The organism is Streptomyces sp. NBC_01244, from assembly GCF_035987325.1.
Classification (GTDB): Bacteria; Actinomycetota; Actinomycetes; order Streptomycetales; family Streptomycetaceae; genus Streptomyces.
This window is the reverse complement of the sequence record NZ_CP108488.1, coordinates 2,978,174-2,998,802: the sequence shown is the minus strand read 5'-3', so window position 1 is coordinate 2,998,802 and position 20,629 is coordinate 2,978,174. Positions and strand designations below refer to the sequence as shown.

The 20,629-nt window shown below is 71.7% G+C and carries 12 protein-coding genes; 7 read left to right on the top strand and 5 right to left on the bottom strand.

Features of this window, described 5'->3' with window-relative positions:
- The first annotated feature begins 8 nt into the window (after nucleotides 1-8).
- The 4 genes from OG247_RS13250 to OG247_RS13235 all read left to right on the top strand — a co-directional run bounded on the left by OG247_RS13250 (nucleotide 9) and on the right by OG247_RS13235 (nucleotide 4,621).
- Nucleotides 9-1,043, top strand: a complete 1,035-nt coding sequence (locus tag OG247_RS13250; protein WP_327252432.1) for a carbohydrate ABC transporter permease — start codon at nucleotides 9-11, stop codon at nucleotides 1,041-1,043.
- A 2-nt stretch (nucleotides 1,044-1,045) separates the two neighbouring features.
- Nucleotides 1,046-1,927, top strand: a complete 882-nt coding sequence (locus tag OG247_RS13245) for a sugar ABC transporter permease (RefSeq protein ID WP_442813271.1) — start codon at nucleotides 1,046-1,048, stop codon at nucleotides 1,925-1,927.
- Nucleotides 1,928-2,000: 73 nt separating this feature from the next.
- Nucleotides 2,001-3,617, top strand: a complete 1,617-nt coding sequence (locus OG247_RS13240) for a glycoside hydrolase family 13 protein (RefSeq protein WP_327252430.1) — start codon at nucleotides 2,001-2,003, stop codon at nucleotides 3,615-3,617.
- Nucleotides 3,614-4,621: a LacI family DNA-binding transcriptional regulator gene (locus OG247_RS13235; protein ID WP_327252429.1), complete on the top strand. Its 1,008-nt coding sequence runs from the start codon at nucleotides 3,614-3,616 to the stop codon at nucleotides 4,619-4,621. The genes OG247_RS13240 and OG247_RS13235 overlap by 4 nt, the downstream gene beginning before the upstream one ends.
- 676 nt (nucleotides 4,622-5,297) lie before the next feature.
- On the opposite strand, the gene OG247_RS13230 is transcribed toward OG247_RS13235, so the two are convergent.
- Nucleotides 5,298-9,062 (bottom strand): nSTAND1 domain-containing NTPase, encoded by a 3,765-nt coding sequence (locus tag OG247_RS13230; RefSeq protein ID WP_327252428.1) that lies wholly within the window; start codon nucleotides 9,060-9,062, stop codon nucleotides 5,298-5,300.
- Between the two features lie 149 nt (nucleotides 9,063-9,211).
- Between OG247_RS13230 and OG247_RS13225 the strand changes: the two genes are divergently transcribed.
- The 3 genes from OG247_RS13225 (at nucleotide 9,212) to pulA (ending at nucleotide 17,220) form a co-directional block, all read left to right on the top strand.
- A complete protein-coding gene (locus OG247_RS13225) occupies nucleotides 9,212-9,679 on the top strand; it encodes an RICIN domain-containing protein (RefSeq protein ID WP_327252427.1) in 468 nt (155 codons plus the stop codon).
- Nucleotides 9,680-10,039: 360 nt separating this feature from the next.
- Nucleotides 10,040-11,800, top strand: a complete 1,761-nt coding sequence (locus OG247_RS13220) for a carbohydrate-binding module family 20 domain-containing protein (RefSeq protein ID WP_327252426.1) — start codon at nucleotides 10,040-10,042, stop codon at nucleotides 11,798-11,800.
- A gap of 41 nt (nucleotides 11,801-11,841) precedes the next feature.
- A complete protein-coding gene (pulA, locus tag OG247_RS13215) occupies nucleotides 11,842-17,220 on the top strand; it encodes a pullulanase-type alpha-1,6-glucosidase (RefSeq protein WP_442813270.1) in 5,379 nt (1,792 codons plus the stop codon).
- Between the two features lie 49 nt (nucleotides 17,221-17,269).
- Here pulA and OG247_RS13210 read toward each other — a convergent pair whose 3' ends face one another.
- Genes OG247_RS13210 through OG247_RS13195 form a run of 4 tightly spaced genes read right to left on the bottom strand, consistent with a single transcriptional unit; the run spans nucleotide 17,270 to nucleotide 20,567 of the window.
- Nucleotides 17,270-17,815: a GNAT family N-acetyltransferase gene (locus OG247_RS13210; RefSeq protein WP_327252425.1), complete on the bottom strand. Its 546-nt coding sequence runs from the start codon at nucleotides 17,813-17,815 to the stop codon at nucleotides 17,270-17,272.
- Nucleotides 17,816-17,854: 39 nt separating this feature from the next.
- Nucleotides 17,855-18,583 carry a TetR/AcrR family transcriptional regulator gene (locus OG247_RS13205; RefSeq protein WP_327252424.1) on the bottom strand — a complete coding sequence of 243 codons (729 nt, stop codon included), beginning with the start codon at nucleotides 18,581-18,583 and terminating at the stop codon, nucleotides 17,855-17,857.
- 35 nt (nucleotides 18,584-18,618) lie between these two features.
- The gene (locus tag OG247_RS13200; protein ID WP_327252423.1) at nucleotides 18,619-19,668 is read right to left on the bottom strand and encodes a PDR/VanB family oxidoreductase; all 1,050 of its coding nucleotides are present in this window, start codon (nucleotides 19,666-19,668) and stop codon (nucleotides 18,619-18,621) included.
- The gene (locus OG247_RS13195; RefSeq protein ID WP_327252422.1) at nucleotides 19,665-20,567 is read right to left on the bottom strand and encodes a metal-dependent hydrolase; all 903 of its coding nucleotides are present in this window, start codon (nucleotides 20,565-20,567) and stop codon (nucleotides 19,665-19,667) included. The genes OG247_RS13200 and OG247_RS13195 overlap by 4 nt, the downstream gene beginning before the upstream one ends.
- Nucleotides 20,568-20,629: the final 62 nt, after the last annotated feature.

Sequence of the window (20,629 nt, the reverse complement as noted above, 5' to 3'; positions counted from 1 at the left end):
CGGAAACCATGGCTGCTCACACCAGCCAGTCGGTGGCGAAGGCCGCGGGCGGCGAGACCGGTCCTGACGCCGGTCCCGCCGCCCGCGGCCGGAGCCGCAGGACTGACAACAGGAACCGTCCCGGGCTGAAGCGGGCCCTGGCCACCCACTGGTACGCCTGGGCCATGATCACCCCCGTGGTGCTCGTGCTCGGCGTGATCATCGGCTGGCCCCTGGTCCGCGGCATCTACCTGTCGCTGACCGACGCCACCGAACGCAACGTCGGCCGCACCATCGGCGCCAACCACATCGAGGCGTCGTACGAGTTCATCGGGCTCGACAACTACGCCGCCGTCCTGGCCGACCCGGTGTTCCTGCAGCGGCTGGTGTGGACGGTCCTGTGGACCGTCGCCTGCGTCTCGATCACCTTCGCGCTCGGCCTCGGCCTGGCCACCGTGCTCAACCGCGAGTTCAAGGGCCGCGCCGCCTACCGGATGGCGCTCATCCTGCCCTGGGCGGTGCCCGGATTCGTCTCCGTCTTCGCCTGGCGGTTCCTCTTCAACCGCGACAACGGCATCCTCAACAAGATCCTCGAAGGCGGCGGCATCTCCGCCGTCCCGTGGCTCGACGACCCGACCTGGGCCAAGATCGCCGTCATCTCCGTCAACGTCTGGCTCGGCGTCCCCTTCATGATGGTCGCCCTGCTCGGCGGAATGCAGTCGATCCCCGGCGAGCTCTACGAGGCCGCCGAGATGGACGGGGCCCGGCCCTGGCAGCGGTTCCGCCACATCACCCTGCCCGGACTGCGCACGGTCAGCATGACCGTGATCCTGCTCTCCACCATCTGGACCTTCAACATGTTCCCGGTGATCTTCCTGCTCACCCGGGGCGGCCCGGGCGACTCCACCGAGATCCTGGTGACCCAGGCCTTCCGCGAGGCGTTCGTGTCGAGCCCGCGCGACTTCGCCGGCTCGGCGACCTGGGGCGTACTGATCCTCCTGCTGCTCATGATCTTCGCGCTGGTCTACCGGCGCTCGCTGCGCAAGCAGGGAGAGGTGTGGTGACCGTGACGACCAACTCCGCGCGTTCCGCGCGTTCCGCGAAGGCGGCCTCCGCCCGTCCCCGCGGCAAGCGCTCCCCGCTCGCCTCCGTCGGCCTGCACTCCACCCTGGCCGTCGCGTCCGTGATAGCCGTCTTCCCGGTGCTGTGGGTCCTGCTGACCTCGCTCAAGCCGGCCAAGCACGCCATCTCCACGGACTTCGTCAAGGAACCGACCCTCGACAACTACCACTACCTGGTGGAGTCGACCTCCTTCCTCTCCTGGTTCGGCAACTCCGTCCTGGTCGCCGGCATCACCACCGTCCTCGGGGTGTTCATCGCCGCCACCACCGGATACGCCGTCAGCCGCTTCAAGTTCCCCGGAATGAAGCCGCTGATGTGGACCCTGCTCATCACGCAGATGTTCCCGATGGCCATCCTCATCGTCCCGCTCTACAACCTCATGGGCGACCTCGGGCTGCTCAACCAGCCGCTCGGCCTGGTGATCACGTACCTCACCATCGCCGTGCCCTTCTGCGCCTGGATGATGAAGGGCTTCTTCGACACCATCCCGGTCGAGATCGACGAATCCGGCCGCGTCGACGGGCTCAACCCCTTCGGCACCTTCTGGCGCCTGATCCTCCCGCTCGCCAAGCCCGGCCTCGCCGTCACCGGCTTCTACGCCTTCATCACCGCCTGGGGCGAGGTCGCGTACGCCTCCGCCTTCATGGTCGGCGAGGACAACCTCACCCTGGCCGGCGGCCTGCAGACCTTCGTCACCCAGTACACCTCCAACTGGGGTGCGATGAGCGCGGCTTCCATCCTCATCGCCATCCCCGCGGCGTTCTTCTTCCTCTTCGCCCAGCGTCACCTCGTCGCCGGGATGACGGCAGGCGCGACCAAGGGCTGACCGCCCCGCGCGCACGGGCCGACCACCCGATGCCTGCCCCCTCTCACCCCCGGCCCGATCTCCCAAGGACGACATGACCCAGCACCTCGCCACTGTGCCTTCGAGTAGTGGCTTCCCCTCCTCCACCGGCACCCAGCCCGGCTGGTGGAGAGAAGCGGTGATCTATCAGGTCTATCCGCGCAGCTTCGCCGACTCCAACGGGGACGGCATGGGGGACCTCGAAGGCATCCGCAGCCGACTGCCCTACCTGAAGGACCTGGGCGTCGACGCCGTATGGCTCAGCCCCTTCTACGCCTCCCCGCAGGCCGACGCCGGCTACGACGTCGCCGATTACCGGGCCATCGACCCGATGTTCGGCGGCCTCCACGACGCCGACGCCGTGATCCGCGAAGCCCACGCGCTGGACCTGCGGATCATCGTGGACCTGGTCCCCAACCACTGCTCCGACCAGCACGAATGGTTCAAGCAGGCGCTGCGCGAAGGGCCGGGCACGCCGCTGCGCGAACGCTTCCACTTCCGCCCGGGCCGGGGCGACGGCGGGGCCGAGCCCCCCAACGACTGGGAGTCCATCTTCGGCGGACCCGCCTGGACCCGGGTCGCCGACGGCGAGTGGTACCTGCACCTCTTCGCGCCCGAGCAGCCCGACTTCAACTGGGAACACCCGGCCGTCCAGGACGAGTTCCGCTCGATCCTGCGCTTCTGGCTCGACCTCGGCGCCGACGGCTTCCGCATCGACGTGGCCCACGGCCTGGTCAAGGCCCCCGGCCTGCCCGACCTCGGCCGCGGCGAACAGCTCAAGCTGCTCGGCAACCAGGTGCTGCCCTTCTTCGACCAGGACGGCGTCCACGAGATCTACCGCTCCTGGCGCCGGGTCCTCGACGAGTACGCGGGCGACCGCATCGGCGTCGCCGAGGCCTGGACGCCCAGCGCCGACCGGACGGCCATGTACCTGCGGCCCGACGAGCTGCACCAGGCCTTCAACTTCCACTACCTGAACACCGGGTGGGACGCGCAGGCGCTGCGCGCCACCATCGACGAGTCCCTCGACGCGATGCGCCCGGTGGGCGCGCCCACGACGTGGGTGCTGTCGAACCACGACGTGGTGCGCCACGTCACGAGGTACGGGGGAGGGGCCGAGGGACTGGCCCGGGCGCGGGCGGCCGCGCTGCTGATGCTGGCCCTGCCCGGATCGGCGTACGTCTACCAGGGCGAGGAGCTCGGCCTGCCGGAGGTCCTCGACCTGCCGGACGGGGTGCGGCAGGACCCGGCCTTCACGCGCGGCGCCGGGCAGGACGGGATGCGCGACGGCTGCCGCGTACCGATCCCGTGGTCGGGTACGCAGGCCCCGTACGGCTTCGGCGACGGCGGCAGCTGGCTGCCGCAGCCGGCCGAGTGGGCGGGCCTGAGCGTGGCCGCGCAGACCGGAGACCCGGACTCGACCCTGGAGCTCTACCGCTCCGCACTGCACCTGCGCCGCTCGCACCCGGAGCTGGGCGCGGGCGACGCGGTGGAGTGGCTGGACGCCCCGGCGGGCGTCCTGGCCTTCCGCCGGGGAGAGTTCACCTGCACGGTCAACACCACGGCCGGGCCGGTACGGATGCCCGCGCCGGGCACCGTACTGCTGGCGAGCGGGCCCCTGCCCGACCCGTCGGAACTGCCGGCCGACACGGCGGTGTGGTGGAGGGGATGACCTCCCCGCTGCGGCTGACGGACATCGCCGCGCAGGCCGCGGTCAGCGAGGCGACCGTCAGCCGCGTGCTCAACGGCAAGGCGGGCGTGGCCTCCGGCACCCGGCACAAGGTGCTGGCCGCCATGGACCTGCTGGGCTACGAACGCCCGGTCCGGCTGCGCCGGCGCAGCAACGGCCTGGTCGGCCTGCTCACCCCGGAGCTGACCAACCCCATCTTCCCGGCGTTCGCCCAGGTCATCGAGCAGACCCTCGCGGGCCACGGCTACACCCCGGTGCTGTGCACGCAGAGCCCGGGCGGGGCCACCGAGGACGAGCTGGTGGAGCAGCTCGAGGAACGCGGGGTCACCGGCATCGTGTTCCTGTCGGGGCTGCACGCGGACTCCTCGGCGGACCCTTCGCGCTACCAGCGGCTCGCGGCGCGGGGGGTCCCCTTCGTCCTCATCAACGGCTTCAACGAGCAGGTCCAGGCCCCCTTCATCTCCCCGGACGACCGCGCGGCGGCGGACATGGCGGTCCGCCACCTGGAGGACCTGGGCCACCGCAGGATCGGCCTGGCCATCGGCCCGACCCGCTACGTCCCGTCGGCCCGCAAGGAGGCGGGTTTCGTCGCGGCCCTCCCCTCGGCCGCGGCCGAAGGCCTGATCCAGCGCACCCTCTTCACGGTCGAGGGCGGCCATGCGGCGGGCGGAGCCCTGCTGGACCGGGGCTGCACGGGCATCGTCTGCGGCAGCGACCCGATGGCCCTGGGCGTCATACGGGCCGCCCGCGAGCGGGGCCTGCGCGTCCCGGAGGACATCTCGGTGGTCGGCTTCGACGACTCCCCGCTCATCGCGTTCACGGACCCCCCGCTGACCACGGTCCGCCAGCCGGTCCGCGCCATGGCCACGGCAGCGGTGGGCGCCCTCCTGGAAGCGGTCGCCGGCACCCCCGTCCAGCGCACGGAGTACGTCTTCCAGCCGGAGCTGGTGGTCCGGGGCTCGACGGGGCAGGGGCCGGGGGCTTAGGGGGTCTGCGGGGGCGGGGCTTCTTCCCCCTCTCACCACCACCCTCAGCCGGTGGTTGCCCACCCGCCCCCTCGGCGATGAGGCGCGGGCACGGAGTGCTGCCGGTGGGGTCGGGGGCCGGCTTGGGCTGCGGGTTGATCTTTGGCTGCGTGGGGTTTCGGGGGGCGTCCCGGTAGTCCAGTGTTCTTTCGGCGTGGGCCGGTCCCTCAAGGGCGCTCCCTTCGGTCGCGTCGCTTCGCGATGGCCTTCGGCCACCCTTGACCGACCGACCCACGCCGAAAAGCCACAAGACTTCCGGGATCCCCCCGGGGAACGGCCGGGAGGGAAGTGTGGGGAGGAGCGGCCTCGTCTGAGATGCGCAGCCCCCTTGGGTCAGGGGTCATCTGGGTAGGGCCCCGGCAGGACCGTGACCTCGGCCGGTACGGACGCGCGGGGCGATCGGAGCATCCAGGACCGGGCGCCTGAACACCCTTCCCGTGACCGTCGACCGCCACCATGAGCGAGAGAGTGGCGAGAAGCCCCTCAGGGTCGGTGGGCGCGACAGATCGCTACGCACTCCCACTCGGCTAAGCGGATGCGGGCCGTCTTGGGCTGGGAAGCCCGGTCACCGGGCACGCGCCCGGATCGGGACGCATGAAATGCCCCCTTCATCGCGTGCTCGACCTCCTCGACCGCATCAAACAGCGCAGGGTGGGTTGAAGGCGAGCGCCGTGAAGTGGTGGCCCCATTGGGCTCTGGTGATTCGGGGGTGCGCGCTCTCGCAGATGCGGGAGGTGACCCTGTTCAGGTCGGTGTCCCACAGGCGGATCGTGAAGTCGTTGCCGCCGGTGGACAGGGTGGCGCCGTCCGGGCTGAATGTCACGGCCGGTACGGGGTTCGCGTGGCCGGTGAGGACGGTGGGGGTCGTTGCTCCGGCCACGTCCCAGAGCAGGGTCTTGCCGTCCGCGGCGCCGGCTGCCAGGCGGCGGCCGGCCGTGTCGAAGGCCAGCCGGTAGAGCCAGGAGCCGGACGCCGGCAGTCGCCGCACTCCGGTCGGGCGGCCGATGGTGTCGGTGTTCATCAGCCACACCGTCTTGTCCGTGCGGTGGAAGGCGGCCAGTCTTCGGCCGTCGGGGCTGAACACGCCGCCGGTCAGCGGGTCCGACCGGTACGGGGACGGCAGTTCCCGCGGGCTGCGCGGATCGCCGATGTCCCACAAGCGCAGGGAACCGGACTCGCCGCTGCTCGTCACCAGCGTCCGGCCGTCCGGACGGAACGAAGCCATGGTGACGTCCGGCCCGTCCTCGGCGATCCGGCTCAGCCGCCTGGGACTGCCCGGATCGGTCAGGTCCCAGAGCCCGGCCGCGCCCAGGGCCCAGACGGCCAGCAGACGGCCGTTCGGGGCGAAGCCGGCGCCGCCGACTTCGCCGCCGCCGGGGCTGAGGACCGACGCCAGGCGCGGTCTCCGGGGATCGGTCACGTCCCAGACGCGGACGGTGGCGTCCTCGCTCGCCGTGACGAGGGTGCGCCCGTCCGGGCTGAACGCCACGCACCGGACGAACCTGCTGTGCCCGCGCAGGACCGACAGCGGCCACAGGGCCCGACCGCCGGTGACCTGCCACAGCCGTGCGGTGCCGTCCCAGCTGGCGCTGGCGAGCAGTCGGCCGCCGGGGGCGTACGCCAGGGACGTGACCACGTCGTCGTGGGTCGCGAGGGACAGGTCACGCAGGTCCAGCAGTCGGTCGGAGGTGGCGAGCACGTGGCCGTCCGGGCTGAACGCGGTCTGGTAGAAGCCGCCCTGGAGCGTGCTGGTCCGTTTCGGGCTCGCGGGGGTGGCCATGTCCCAGAACTGAGTGGAACCCCCGACGGAGACGAGCGTGCTGCCGTCCGGGCTGAACGCCACGGACCAGACGATCGCGGGATGGCCGAGCAGGACGGCCGGTGGCTGCGTGCGCGCGATGTCCCAGACCCGTGCGGTGCGGTCCCAGCTCCCGGTCGCCACGGTCCGGCCGTCCGGGCTGAAGGCCGCCGAGGTCACCGTATCGGTGTGTCCGCGCAGGACGTCCTGGAGGGTGGGATGAGCGGGGTCGGTGACGTCCCACAGTCTGGTGGTGGTGTCGCCGGTCGTTGCCAGCGTGTGGCCGTCCGGGCTGAACGTCGCCGAGGTGACCTCGTGGGTGTGGCCCGGCAGGGTGGCCAGTAGGTGTGGGTGGCGGGGGTCGTTCGCCTTCCACAGCCGCGCCGTACCGTCGGCGTGGCCGGTGGCCAGGATGCCGTCCGGCCTGTACGCCACCCAGGTCGGCGCGGACCGCTGGTCCGGCAGCGTGCCCAGCGCGGCGGGCGCACGCCGGTCCGTCACGTCCCACAGCCGTACCGTGCGTTCGCTCGCCGTGGCCAGGACGCGGCCGCCCTCACCGAAGGCCACCGACATCAGCCGCTCCGGCTGGTTCAAGACGGCCAGTTGTACGGGGTGATGGGCGTCCGTCACGTTCCACAGCCGGACCGTGCGGTCCCAGCTCGCGGTGGCCAGGACCCGGCCCTCGGGAGCGAGGGAGACCGCGACCACGTCGGAGGTGTGGCCGGTGACACGGCTCGTGTACGGCGTCGCGAACGCGCTCATGAGCTGGTCGCGGACGTCGCCGGTGGCCGCCAGCCGGTACGCGGCCAGGTTCAGCTGGACCGAGAGGGAAGGGTCCTGCCGCCGCACCTCGGCCGCGTCCGCGGCCGCCTTCCGGGCAATGGCCACGTTGCGCTGGTGGATGGCCGAGTCGCGCGAGTCGACGGCCAGTCCGCCCGCGGTCGCCGCGATGACCACCAGGACCGTGAGCAGCGTGACCAGCTGCCGCAGGCGGACCGACCGGCGCCTGACCGCCGCCATCTCGCCGGCCTGCGCTGCCCGGCCCGCGTCGAGGAAGCGCCGCTCCCTGGAGGTCAGGCGGCTGCCGTCGGCGGCGGCCAGGTCCAGTGCCGCGGCCAGCCGGGCACCCCGGTAGAGGGCGTGCGGGTCGCGGTCCTGCGCCTCCCACCCGGCGGTCGCGTCGGTGAGCTGACGGTGCAGGAGCAGCCGGTCCCGGTCCTCGGTCAGCCAGCCGCGCAGCCTCGGCCAGCACCGGATGATCGCCTCGTGGGTGATCTCGACGCACCCCTGGTCCAGCGTCACCAGCCGTTGCCGGGCCAGGGATTCGAGCACGAAGGCCGTGTCGGGGGTCGGGTCCAGTTCGTCCCTGGTGATGCGGCGCCGGGTGTCCTCCGTACCGTCGCCCAGCGCGGTCAGCCGGAGGAACAGCGATCGGGCGAGGTCCTGCTGCACGGGGGACAGCCCCCGGTAGGCGGCCTCGGCGGTCTGCGCGAGCGCGTGCTGGATGCCGCCGGCCGCCAGATACCCGCCCAGGGTCAGGCGGCTGCCGCTGCGACGGCGCCAGGTCTCGACCATCGCGTGCGAGACCAGCGGCAAGGCACCCGGCTGACCGGTCGCGTCCGCGACCACGGCCGCCAGCAGCGGGCCGGTCACCGTGCAGTCGGCGAGCATCGCCGGCCGGGTGATGGCCTCGCGCAGTTCCTGACTGCTCATCGGACCGACCGCGATCTGAGCGTCGCGCACCGCCTCGACCAGCCGGGGGTCTTGGACGCAGTGGCCGTAGAAATCGGCGCGCACGCCGAGCACCACCCGGGTGCGGCTGGTCTCCGCCGTGGTGGCCGCGATCAGCATGGCGATGAACGCGTCCCGTTCGTCCCGGTCCCCGCAGAGGGTGAAGACCTCCTCGAACTGGTCGACCACGATCAGCACATCGACGTCGGGGGCCCGGTCGATCACCGTCTGCCGGATCCGCAGGTGCAGCGCCACGGGATCGCCCAGCAGCTCGGCCACCAGCGAGCCGGGAGCCACGCCCGTCTCCGCGGCCAGGTGGACGGCGCACTCCTCCACGGGATGCGAGCCCGGCGTGAACAGCATCACCGGCCACCCCGATGCCCGAGCGCGGGCCACGAGCCCGGCCCGCAGCACCGAGGACTTCCCCGATCCGGACGGTCCGAAGACCGCCAGGAACCGGCGCTCACGCACCTTCGCGACCACCTCGCCGGTCAGCCGCTCGCGCCCGAAGAAGCGGTCGGCGTCTTGCGGCTGGAACGCCGAGAGCCCCGCGTACGGTGCGCCCTGCCGGCTGGTCTCCCCGGGCTCGGCATCCTGTGCGCGCGCGGCGATCTCGGCGGCGACCGCATGCCAGCGGGCTTCCCATACGAGGCGGTCACCCCGGCACGCCTCGATGTACGCGAGCGTGACGCCAAGGCTCGGAAACGTGTGCCCGCCCGCCGCGTCCGACAGGGTCGTGGACGAATAGTGCGCCCTTTTGGCCAGTGCCCGATAAGGCGGCCGTCCCGCTGCCTCGCGCAGCTTTCGAAGGTCGGCGGCGAATTGTGTCAGCGGACCGGTGTCCGGGTCGAGCGGCCGTTCGGGGCGGGGCATGACCTTCCTTCCTGCGTCTTTCCGCAGTCGTGATGGGTGGTGTTTGTCCAGCTGTTGATGTCCGGAATCCCCGTTCCGGCACCGGACATCAACCGGCGGCTAGACATGGCCCAGCGCAACCTGCGCCAGGGCGACACGAAGGAGAATCCATGAGGTCCGTACGGCGACTGATGCTTCTGCTGGCGGCTACCGGACTGCTGGCCGGCGCCACCTTGACGGGCACACCCGCGGCTGCCGCGGCGCCCCTCCTCAAGTCCAACCTGAACGGGAGGTGCGCCGACATCTTCATGTACCACCAGGAGAACGGCGCCTCCGTCGTGGCGTACGACTGTCACGGCGGCTCCAACCAGCAGTGGTACTGGGACGGCGAGCAGATCCGTTCCAACCTGAACGGAAAGTGCCTGGAGATCTACGGCCCCCACATGGAGGACCAGGGCTCCGTGAGCATGTGGGACTGCAACGGCACCCGCCACCAGAAGTGGTTCCGCAACGGCGGCGAGATCCGCAACCGGGTGAACGGAAAGTGCCTCGACATCCTGGGTGGCCGGGCCGACAACGGCCAGCTCCTGGTCAGCTGGACCTGCAACGGTGCGCGCAGCCAGAGCTGGGACTTCTGAGCACCGGCCCGGTCCGGCACCTCACGTGCCGGACCGGGGCCCCCTCCCGTTTCGCATCGCATCATCAGAGGTCCGACTGCGACTTCGGCCTCCCGCACCTGTAGATCCGTCCTGCGCACGTGACGGCCGGTGGTCGCCGGGCCGGGCGGCCGTGCGGAGCGATCCGATGCGCCCACCAACCCCGACGGGCTGGTGGGCGTTCGCGCGCCCATGCCCCGACCTCATCCGGAAACAATTCTGCAATCTCTTGCGCAAGGTCTTGCAGCGCCTCCTCCTGGCACCTACGGTCGCTGCAATCCCCAACCAGGCCGTGACCGGTCCCCACCCGGTCCTGCGCCTCTCCGCCAGGAGGAACACCGCATGTCAACCCGTGCCCGCGCCGCCAGAGCCGCCGCCGCGCTGCTGTCCGTATCCGCCGTCACCGCCGTGACCGCCCTCGCCGTCGTCGGGGGGTCCGCCCAGCAGGCCGTGGCCGCCGCCCCAGGTGAGAAGGACGTCACCGCCGTCATGTTCGAGTGGAAGTTCGACTCCGTGGGGAAGGCCTGCGGGGAGAGCCTCGGGCCCGCCGGGTACGGCTACGTCCAGGTGTCGCCCCCGCAGGAGCACATCCAGGGGGGCCAGTGGTGGACCTCGTACCAGCCCGTCAGCTACAAGATCGCCGGGCGGCTGGGTGACCGTACCGCCTTCAAGGCCATGGTCGACGCCTGTCACGCCGCCGGCGTGAAGGTCGTCGCCGACTCCGTCATCAACCACATGGCGGCCGGGGACGGGGTGGGGACGGGGGGCAGTTCGTACACGAAGTACAACTACCCCGGCATCTACTCCGGTGGGGACATGGACGACTGCCGGTCCTCGATATCGAACTACGGCGATCGCGGGAACGTCCAGAACTGCGAGCTCGTGCAACTCGCCGACCTGGACACCGGCGAGGACTACGTGCGGGGCCGGATCGCCGGCTACCTCAACGACCTGCTCTCCCTCGGCGTGGACGGCTTCCGGATCGACGCCGCCAAGCACATGCCGGCCGCCGACCTCGCCAACATCAAGTCCCGGATGTCGAACCCGAACGCCTACTGGAAGCAGGAGGCGATCCACGGGGCGGGCGAGGCCGTCTCGCCGAGCGAGTACCTCGGGAGCGGGGACGTACAGGAGTTCCGGTACGCGCGGGACCTCAAGCGGGTCTTCCAGAGCGAGAACCTCGCCTACCTGAAGAACTTCGGCGAGGCGTGGGGGCACATGCCCTCCGGGCAGTCCGCCGTGTTCGTCGACAACCACGACACCGAGCGCGGCGGTGACACCCTCAGCTACAAGGACGGGTCCGCCTACACGCTCGGAAACGTCTTCATGCTGGCGTGGCCCTACGGCTCTCCCGACGTGCACTCCGGCTACGAGTGGACCGACCGGGATGCCGGACCGCCCAACGGCGGCACCGTGAACGCCTGTTACGCCGACGGGTGGAAGTGCCAGCACGCCTGGCGGGAGATCTCCTCCATGGTCGGCTTCCGCAACTCCGCGCGCGGCCAGGCCGTCACCGACTGGTGGGACAACGGCGCCGACCAGATCGCCTTCGGGCGGGGAACCAAGGCGTACGTCGCCATCAACCACGAGGGCTCGGCGCTGACGCGGACGTTCCAGACCTCCCTCGCGGGCGGCGACTACTGCGACGTGCAGAGCGGGCGGTCCGTGACCGTGGACTCCGGCGGGCGGTTCACCGCCACCCTCGGGGCCGGGACGGCCGTCGCCCTGCACGTGGGTGCCCGCGGCTGCGGCGCCACCTCGAGCCCGAGCCCGACTCCGACTCCGACGCCCACTCCCACGCCCACCGCCGCTGCCGGTGCCTCCTTCGCCGTCAACGCCACCACCGTCGTCGGCCAGAACATCCACGTCACCGGTGACCGCGCCGAGCTCGGCAGCTGGAACACCGGCGCCGCGCTCAAGCTCGACCCGGCCGCCTATCCCGTCTGGAAGCTCGACGTCACGCTCCCGCCCGGCACGGTCTTCGCGTACAAGTACGTCCGCAAGGACGCCGCCGGGAACGTCACCTGGGAGAGCGGAGCCAACCGCTCCGCGACGGTCCCCGCCAACGGCAAGGTCACGCTGACCGACACCTGGCGCAACTGACCCTCCCGCCCCATCCCGTCCCGCACCCGAGGAGATCCGCCTTGATACGCCCCGCCCTCGCCGGCGCCGCGGGAGTGCTCGCAGCCACCCTGGCCGTGACGCTCCTGCCCGCCCTTCCCGCCGCCGCGGCGGCCGCCGCCAAGGCGCCACCGGCCCCGCCCTCGGACGCCAAACTGGCCGCCGAGGCCGCGCGGCACGACCTGACCCGGGAGCAGTTCTACTTCGTGCTCCCGGACCGGTTCGCGAACGGCGACCCGCGCAACGACCGGGGCGGGCTGACCGGCTCCCGGCTGGAGACCGGCCTGGACCCGACGGACAAGGGCTTCTACCAGGGCGGGGACCTCCAGGGGATCACCGACCGGCTGGACTACATCAAGGGGCTCGGCACCACCGCCATCTGGATGGCGCCGATCTTCAAGAACCAGCCGGTGCAGGGGACGGGCAAGGACGCCTCGGCCGGCTACCACGGCTACTGGATCACCGACTTCACCCAGGTCGACCCGCACTTCGGGACCAACGCCGACCTGGAGCGGCTGATCGACAAGGCGCACGGGAAGGGGATGAAGGTCTTCTTCGACGTCATCACCAACCACACCGCCGACGTCGTCGACTACCGGGAGGCGTCCTACGGGTACCTCTCGAAGGGCGCCTTCCCGTACCTGACCAAGGACGGGGTGCCCTTCGAGGACTCCGACTACCAGGCGGGAGAGGGGAAGTTCCCGAAGACCGACGGCGACTCCTTCCCCCGCACCCCCTTCGTCCCCGCGGCGAAGAAGAACCTCAAGGTCCCGGCCTGGCTCAACGACCCGACGATGTACCACAACCGGGGCGACTCCACCTTCGCCGGGGAATCCTCCGACCAGGGTGACTTCTTCGGCCTCGACGACCTGTGGACCGAGCGTCCCGAGGTCGTGGAGGGGATGGAGAAGATCTACGAGAAGTGGGTCGAGGAGTTCGACGTCGACGGCTTCCGGATCGACACCGTCAAGCACGTGAACACCGGCTTCTGGACCCAGTGGGCCACCGCCCTCGACGCGTACGCGGCCCGGCACGGCCGCGAGGACTTCTTCATGTTCGGCGAGGTCTACTCCGCCGACACGGCGATCACCTCCCCGTACGTGACCCGGGGCCGCCTGGACGCCACGCTCGACTTCCCGCTCCAGGAGGCGATCCGCTCGTACGCCGCCCAGGGCGCGGAGGCCGGAAGGCTGGCCTCCGTCTTCGGCGACGACTACCGGTACACCACCGACAAGGCGAACGCCTACGAGCAGGTCACCTTCCTCGGCAACCACGACATGGGCCGCTTCGGGACCTTCCTGAAGCAGGACCGGCCGGGGGCGGGGGAGCAAGAGCTGCTGGACCGGTACCGACTGGCCAACGAGCTGATGTTCCTCTCCCGGGGCAACCCGGTGATCTACTCCGGCGACGAGCAGGGCTTCACCGGCGCGGGCGGGGACAAGGACGCCCGCCAGCCCCTCTTCGCCTCCGAGGCGGGCGACTACCTGGACGACGACCAGCTCGGAACGGCGCGCACCCACGCGAGCGATGCTTACGATCCGGAGCACCCGCTCTACAAGCAGATCAGTGCTCTCGCACAGCTGACGAAGGACCACCCGGCCCTCCGCGACGGCGTCCAGAGCGAACGTTTCTCCGACGGGTCGGCCTACGCCTTCGCCCGCACCGACACCCGCACGCGCACCGAGTACCTGGTCGCGGCCAACAACGCCACCGCGCCCCGCACCATCGACCTCGACGCCCCGGCAGGCGTCCAGTACGCCGCCCTCTACGGCGGCACGGCCACGCTGATCCGCTCCTCCGCGGCCGGCAAGCTGACCGTCACCCTCCCGGCCCTCGGCTCCGTGGTCCTCCAGGCCACCACCCCCGCCGCCAAGCCCACCACCAAGCCCACCCTGACCCTCAAGGCCCCGGCCCCCGGCGCCACCGGCACCGTCGAGCTCTCGGCCGAGGTCACCGGCGACCCCCTGAGCCGGGTCGTGTTCGCCGCCCAGACCGGCACGGACAAGTGGCAGGTCCTCGGCTCCGCCGACCACGCACCGTACAAGGTCACCCAGTTCGTCGACGCCGAAGCCGCCGCCGGCACCCCGCTGCGCTACAAGGCCGTGGTCGTCGACTCCGCCGGCCGCACCGCGAGCGCCCTCGCCACGTCGGCCACCGGCCAGCTCCCGCCCGTCGAAGTCCCCACCGCCACCCAGCGCGACTACGCGGTCGTCCACTACAACCGCCCCGACGGCGACTACACCGACTGGCGGCTCTACGCCTGGGGCGACCTCGCCGAGGGCGAAGCCACCCCCTGGCCCGCCGGCCACGACTTCACCGGCCGCGACGCCTACGGAGCCTTCGCCCACGTCAAGCTCAAGCCCGGTGCGAGCAGCGTCAGTTACCTCGTCATCGACAAGAACGGCACCAAGGACGTCGCCACCGACCGCACCATCGACGTGACGAAGACCGGGGAGATCTGGCTGGAGCAGGGCAAGGAGCCCGCCCGCACCGACCGCCCCGCCTACCCGCCGCAGGACACCTCGATGGCCGTCCTGCACTACCAGCGCCCCGACGGCGCCTACGAGGGCTGGGGCCTGCACGTCTGGACCGGAGCGGCCACGCCCACCGACTGGTCCAAGCCGGTCCTCCCCGTCCGCACCGACTCCTACGGCGCCGTCTACGAGGTCCCCCTCGCCGCCGGAGCCACCAGCCTCAGCTACATCCTCCACAACGGCGACGCCAAGGACCTCCCGTCCGACCAGTCCCTCGACCTGAAGAGCAACGGGCACGAGGTGTGGATGCTGGGCGGCAAGGAGAAGTACCTCCTCCCGCAGCCCGCCGGCAGCGCCGCGGCCCTGGACCTGACCAAGGCCCAGGCCGTCTGGATCGACCGTGACACCGTCGCCTGGAACGCCCCGCAGGCCGCCGCCTCCCTCCAGCTCCTCGCCTCCCGCGAAGGCGCCGTCAAGGCCGAGAACGGCACCCTGACCGGCGCCGGCAGTGCCCGGTGGCTGCGCCTGGCCACGACCGAGCTGACCGCCGCGCAGAAGCAGAAGTACCCGCACCTGGCCGCGTACGCCGCCTTCACCGTCGACCCGCGCGACCGCGACCGCGTCCGCGAAGCCCTGCGCGGCCAGCTCGTGGCCAGTGCCCGCGCCGCGAACGGCGCCGTCCTCGCCGCCACGGGAGTCCAGCTCGCCGGGGTCCTCGACGACCTGTACGCGACCGCCGACCGCCTCGGCCCGGTGTTCAAGGACGGCCGCCCCACCCTCTCCGTCTGGGCCCCGACCGCCCAGCAGGTGACCCTCGAACTGGACGGCCGCCGCCAGGTCCCGATGCGCCGCGACGACGCCACCGGCGTCTGGTCGGTGCGCGGCGACCGCGACTGGACCGGCAAGCGCTACCGCTTCGCCGTCACCGTCTGGGCCCCGAGCACCGGCCGGGTGGTCCGCAACCTGGTCACCGACCCGTACTCCACCGCCCTGACCACGGACTCCGCGTACAGCCTGGCCGTGGACCTCGCCGACCCGAAGCTCGCCCCGGCCGGCTGGCGCGAGCTGAAGAAGCCCGCGTCAGTCCCCTTCACCTCCGCGCAGATCCAGGAGCTGCACATCCGCGACTTCTCGGTCGCCGACACCACCAGCACCCACCCCGGCCGGTACCTGGCCTTCACGGACACCGCCTCGGCGGGCATGCGCCACCTGCGCGACCTGGCCGCCGCCGGCACCTCGTACGTCCACCTCCTGCCCGCCTTCGACATCGGCACCATCCCCGAGAAGCCCGGGGACCGCACCGAACCCGACTGCGACCTGAAGGTCTACGCCCCCGACTCCGAGGAGCAGCAGGCCTGCGTGGCCGCCGCGGCCGCGAAGGACGCCTACAACTGGGGCTACGACCCGCTGCACTACACGGTCCCCGAGGGCTCGTACGCGAGCGACCCGAACGGCACGGCCCGCACGGTGGAGTTCCGCCGCATGGTGCAGTCCCTGAACGGCGCGGGCCTGCGCACGGTCATGGACGTGGTCTACAACCACACCGTGGCCGCCGGCCAGTCCGACAAGTCGGTGCTCGACCGCATCGTCCCCGGCTACTACCAGCGGCTGCTGGCCGACGGCTCCGTCGCCACCTCCACCTGCTGCGCCAACACCGCCCCCGAGAACGCCATGATGGGCCGTCTCGTCGTGGACTCGGTGGTCACCTGGGCCAAGCAGTACAAGGTCGACGGCTTCCGTTTCGACCTCATGGGCCACCACCCGAAGGCCAACATCCTGGCCGTGCGCGCCGCACTGGACGCGCTGACCGTCGCGAAGGACGGGGTCGACGGGAAGAAGATCGTCCTCTACGGGGAGGGCTGGAACTTCGGCGAGGTCGCGAACGACGCCCGCTTCGTCCAGGCCACGCAGCAGAACATGGCCGGCACCGGCATCGCCACCTTCTCCGACCGGGCCCGCGACGCGGTCCGCGGCGGCGGCCCCTTCGACGAGGACCCGCGCGTCCAGGGCTTCGCCTCCGGCCTGTTCACCGCCCCCAACGCCTCCCCGGCGAACGGCACTCCGGAACAGCAGCGCGTCCGGCTCCTCCACGACCAGGACCTGATCAAGGTCGGGCTGACCGGCAACCTCGCCGGGTACGCCTTCACGGACTCCACCGGCCGGGCGGTCAAGGGCTCCGAGGTGGACTACAACGGAGCCCCGGCCGGGTACGCGGCGGCTCCCGGCGACGCGCTCGCGTACGTCGACGCCCACGACAACGAGACGCTCTTCGACGCCCTCGCGTTCAAGCTCCCCGAGGGCACCTCCACGGCCGACCGGGCCCGCTCCCAGGTCCTGGCCATGTCCGTGGCCGCCCTCTCCCAGGGCCCGGCCCTCTCCCAGGCGGGCACGGACCTGCTCCGCTCCAAGTCCCTGGACCGCAACTCCTACGACAGCGGCGACTGGTTCAACGCCATCCTGTGGGGCTGCAAGGACGGCAACGGCTTCGGCCGCGGCCTGCCCCCGGCGGCGGACAACCGCGCCAAGTGGCCCTACGCGAAGCCCCTGCTGGCAGCGCCCGCACCCGGCTGCGCGGAGATCGGCGGCGCCTCGTCCGCGTACCGGGACCTGCTGAAGATCCGTACGACGGAACCGGCCTTCGCCCTCACCACCACCGCGGCGGTCCAAGCGAAGCTGGCCTTCCCCCTCTCGGGGCCCGAGGAGACCCCGGGCGTGATCACGATGACCCTGGGCGACCTGGTGGTGGTCTTCAACGCCGCCCCCACCGCCCTGACCCAGCGGGTCCCGGCCCTCGCGGGCACGGCCTACGCCCTGCACCCGGTCCAGGCCTCGGGCGCGGACCCGGTGGTCCGCCGGGCGGCCTACGACCCGGCGAAGGGGGAGTTCGCCGTCCCGGCCCGCACGGCGGCGGTCTTCAAGCGGGGGTGACCCGCGTCGGGCAGGGGTACGGGTCGGCCGAGTTGACCAGGGGTACGGGTCAGGCCGAGTTGACCAGGGTGAGCTGATCCAGTCGCTTCTCCAGCAGGATCACCCCGTACACCTGCCCGTCCTTGCCCACCTTGTGGGGGAACTCCCCGACCACCCGGTAGCCCGCGGACTGGTAGTACGCGACCAGCCGGGGGTTCGTCGAGACGCAGTCCAGCCGCGCTCGTTCGCGGCCGGCCCTGGCGATGCGCCGCTCGAAGTGTTCGAGCAGCCGCCGGCCGGCCCCGGCGGGCGCGGCTTCGCGTTCGACCATGAGCCGGTGCACGTAGCCGGCCACGGGCGGCTGGATGCCCCAGGCGTCCTCGTCGGACCACCACAGCTCGTACGCCCCGACGGCGTGCCCGTTGCCGTCCGAGGCGATCCACACCTCGCCCTCGCGCATGACCGCACGGAAGTGGCCGGGGTCCTTCTGCCCGGGCTTCCACTGGTCGATCCCGTGCGCGGCCATCCAGTGGGCGGCCTGGTCGTACAGGGCCACCAGCGTGCCGGCGTCCTTCTCCTCGGCCTGCCGGAACACGATCCCGTCGTCAATGATCACGCGGGCATTATTGCGCACCATTCGATCAAGGACGGTCGGTCAGCGCGGACCGGGCACCGAGGGGCCGGATCCCGTCGGAACCAGGGCCACCAGCCGCCCCACCAGCTCCCCGAACGGCCCGTCGGCCGGCTCGTCCACGAGGATCCGTACGAGGATCCCCGCCATCTCCGCGTCGTACGCGGCGCTCACCGCGGCCAGCGCCGCGAAATCGTGCACCAGCTGCAACTCCAGCTCGGCGCGCGGGATCCGCCGGCCGTCCAGCCAGATCAGCGCCGTCGACTCGGCCAGCGACACCCACGAGCGCACCACGAGCTCCAGCCGGGCGGGCGGAGCCTGCCGGTCGACCCCCAGGTGCGAGAGGATCTGCTCGTACGCCGCCTGCCGCACCTCGTCGATCATCGCGTTGGCCCGGCTGCTGCCGACCGCCGGACCGCCCCGCATCAGCGCCGAGAATCCGGGCCCGTGCTCGTCGACGAAGGCGAAGAACCGCCCCATGACCCGGAGCAACCGCGCTCCGAGCGGCCCCTCCTGGGGCTCCACGAACCGCAGCGCGAGCTCGTCGGCGGCCCGCCGCAGCGCAGCCTCGTAGAGGCTCAGCTTGCCGGGGAAGTAGTGGTAGACCAGCGGCCGCGATATCCCCGCGGCCGCCGCGATCTCGTCGATGGACACATCGTCGGGCGACCGGTGGCTGAACAGTTCCAGCGCCACCCCGATCAGCTGCTGCCGCCGCTCCTCGACACCCATCCTGCGCCGCACCCCGGTTGTCATGCGAACACCCTACTGCGCACTCCCGCAGGGGCTCCCTACAGGTCCAGGACCAGGCGGTCCGAGGCCGCGCGGGAGACGCACAGGAGCATGGAGTCCTCGCGTTCGCCGTCCGTGAGGAGGGTGTCGCGGTGGTCGATGTCCCCCGACAGGACCCGGTGTTGGCAGGTGCCGCAGAAGCCCTGCTCGCAGGAGTACGGGGTACTGGGGAGCTCCCGGCGGACGGCGGTCAGGGCGGATTCCGCCGCCGCCACCTCCACGACCCGCCCCGAGCGGCGCAGTTCCACCGTGAAGGGCTTCGCGTCCCCGCCGGCCGCCGCCGGGGCGAACCGCTCCAAGTGGACCGCGGTGCCCGCCGGTGCGGCCGCCTCGACCGCGGCCATCAGCGGGGCCGGGCCGCAGCAGTAGACCGGCGCGTCCGGTCCGAGCGCGCCGAGCACGCTCAGGTCGGGGAAGCCCGCCTCGTCCTCGGGGACGACCGTGACCCGGTCCCCGTACCGGGCGAGTTCGGCCAGGAAGGGCATCGAGGCCCGCGAGCGGCCCCCGTAGAGCAGGGTCCAGTCCGCGCCGGCCTCCGTCGCCGCCCGGAGCATCGGGAGGACCGGGGTGATGCCGATCCCGCCCGCGACGAAGACGTAGGACGGGGAAGGGACGAGGGGGAAGCGGTTGCGGGGCGGGCGGACCGGGAGCTCCGCGCCCTCCACCAGCTGGGCGTGCGCCTCGCGCGAGCCGCCGCGGCCGTCCTCCACGAGCCGGACCGCGATCGTGTAGCGGCCCCGGTCGGCGGGGTCGCCGCACAGGGAGTACTGGCGGACCAGCCCCGAGGGGAGCCGCACGTCCAGGTGCGCGCCCGGGGCCCACTCCGGGAGCTCCGCCGATTCCAGGGTCAGGGACAGCACCCCGTCCGCCGGCTCCGTACGGGAGACGATCAGCGCCGGGATCCACCGGCGAGGCGAGTACCCCGAGACCGGGGTCTCCAGCGCGGGCAGCGGCCACAGGGGCGAACCGGAGTCGATGCGCCGGCCGATCGCGCGCTTCGCCAGCCATGCGGTGCCCGCGAGCGCGGTCACCGTGAGGGCGCGCCTCATCCGCGGGCACCGCCGTTCGCGCCGGGGGAGGAGGCAAGGTAGGCGACGGCCTGCGCCGTGGACCCCTCCTGCGAGGGGTGGTAGGTGCGCGAGAGGTAGGTCGGGATCGACTTCAGCATCGCGCCCGTGGACGGAAGGGTCCCCTTGCGGCCCGAGCGGTAGAACTGGCCCACCGAGGCCTTGGACCCGGGCGGGAGTCCGGGATCGTGCTCCATGAAGTAGCGCGATCCGCGCTGCCACAGGAAGACCAGCGCGGTGAAGGCCGTGGCCCAGGTGCGCGCCCGGCGCCGGTAGTTGCCGTCCAGGTGCATGAACAGGTCGAAGGCCACCGACCGGTGCTCGACCTCCTCCGCGCCGTGCCAGCGCAGCAGGTCCAGCATCACCGGGTCCGCGCCGCGCCGGTCCAGCTCGTCGGCGTTGAGCACCCAGTTGCCCAGGAAGGCCGTGTAGTGCTCGATCGCGGCGATCATCGCCACGCGCTCCATCAGCCACCACTTGCGGGGTGCGCCCGGCGGCAGCGTCCGGTCGCCGAGCAGCTTCTCGAAGAGCCAGTCGATCTGCGCCGTGTAGGGCGTCGGGTCCAGACCCAGCCGCTTGAGGTGGGGGAGCACGTCGTCGTGCGCGCTCGCGTGCATGGCCTCCTGGCCGATGAACCCGACGACGTCCTCGCGCAGCCGCTCGTCCGTGATGTACGGCAGCACCTGCTTGTAGACGTGCACGAACCAGCGCTCGCCCGCCGGGAGCAGCAGGTGCAGCACGTTGATGGTGTGGTTGGCGAAGGGATCGCCGGGCAGCCAGTGGAGCGGGGTGTCCTCCCAGGAGAAGGACACGTTGCGGGCCTTCAGCTCTATGTGTTCGGACGCCACGGGGGCGGGCGACGCGGGCGGCGTATTAGACATGGCGTCAATGTACTGATGGGTAGAGGGGAGGGAAACCCCTCTGCCGCCACTTCCTTCGGCCC